The sequence below is a fragment of the Sphingomonas sp. Leaf10 genome (genome assembly GCF_001421245.1).
Taxonomy (GTDB): Bacteria; Pseudomonadota; Alphaproteobacteria; order Sphingomonadales; family Sphingomonadaceae; genus Sphingomonas.
Genome location: NZ_LMKE01000017.1, coordinates 1 through 1,301 on the forward strand (window position 1 = coordinate 1; position 1,301 = coordinate 1,301).

The 1,301-nt window shown below is 62.5% G+C and carries 1 protein-coding gene; it reads right to left on the reverse strand.

The genetic code is table 11. The features are described from left to right. Window positions 1-42 precede the first annotated feature (42 nt). Window positions 43-1,242: an IS256 family transposase gene (locus ASE59_RS13265; protein WP_056457030.1), complete on the reverse strand. Its 1,200-nt coding sequence runs from the start codon at window positions 1,240-1,242 to the stop codon at window positions 43-45. Between the last annotated feature and the right edge of the window lie 59 nt (window positions 1,243-1,301).

Sequence of the window (1,301 nt, forward strand, 5' to 3'; positions counted from 1 at the left end):
CACTGGGACTGTCAGGAATTTTGTGCGGGAGGCCGGTTATCGTCAGATGACGAAGCGCTCGCCGAAGATGACGGCGAACTGGCTTTTGGCCTCACCCCATTCGCGCGGCGGTCGTTTCCATTCGTCCGCCGCGTGATTGAGCATGAGATATAGCAGTTTCATCGCGGCGTCGTCACCGGGGAAATGGCCGCGGGTACGGACGGCGCGGCGGATCTTTGAATTCAGTGCTTCGATAGCGTTCGTGGTGTAGATGATCCGGCGAACGCCTTCGGGAAACGCGAAGAACGGGATGACCCGGTCCCAGTGCCGCTGCCAGCTCATGGCGATGGCCGGGTGCTTCTGGCCCCAGGGACCCTCTTCGAACGCCTCCAGCGCCGCCATGCCGGCCTCGGGCGTCTCGGCCCGGTAGACGCCGCGCAGCGCCTGGGCGATGAACTTGCGCTCCTTCCAGGACGCAAAGCTCATGCTGTTGCGGATCAGATGGACGATGCAGGTCTGGACGATGGCCTCGGGAAACACGGCATTGATCGCCTCCGGGAAGCCCTTCAGTCCATCGACGACGGCGATCAGGATATCGACGACGCCGCGGTTCTTGAGCTCGTTCATGACGCGCAGCCAGAATTTGGCACCCTCGGTCTGCTCGATCCAGATGCCGAGCACCTCCTTGGTGCCATCCGGCTGGATGCCCAGCGCGATGTACACCGCCTTATTCCGGACGAAGCCCTCGTCGCGGATCTTTACCCGGATCGCGTCGAAGAACACCAGCGGATAGCAGGTATCGAGAGGGCGGCTCTGCCATTCGGCGACCGCCTCCAGCACCGCATCGGTGACGCTCGAGATCAGGTCCGGCGATACGTCGATCCCGTACAGCTCCTCGAGATGCCCCCGGATTTCGCGCACCGTCATGCCGCGCGCGTACATCGAGATGATCTTGTCGTCGAAGTCAGGGAAACGGCGCTGGTATTTGGCGATGAGCTTGGGGTCGAACGTCCCCGCCCGGTCGCGCGGCACGTCCAGCGTCACCTTCGACGTCCCCGTCAGCATCGTCTTGCGCGACGAGCCGTTGCGGCGGTTAGTGCTGCCTGCGGCACCTTCGTTTTCCAGATGATCGTCGAGCTCGGCCGACAGCATCCGCTCCGACAGCGCCTTCTTCAGTTCGTCGAGCAGACCGTCCTTGGCGAACAGCTCTTGCGGGTCACGGCCAGCCAGAAGCTGGGCCAAAACGTCCTTGTCGATTGCCATATCGATGGTCCCTTCCATTCCATCCTATGGCCTCCCGCACAAAATTCCTGACAGTCCCC

What these genes read in the sequence shown, in the direction of transcription:
- ASE59_RS13265 (WP_056457030.1), bottom strand. Translation starts at nt 1,242, where the DNA reads ATGGCAATCGACAAGGACGTTTTGGCCCAGCTTCTGGCTGGCCGTGAC.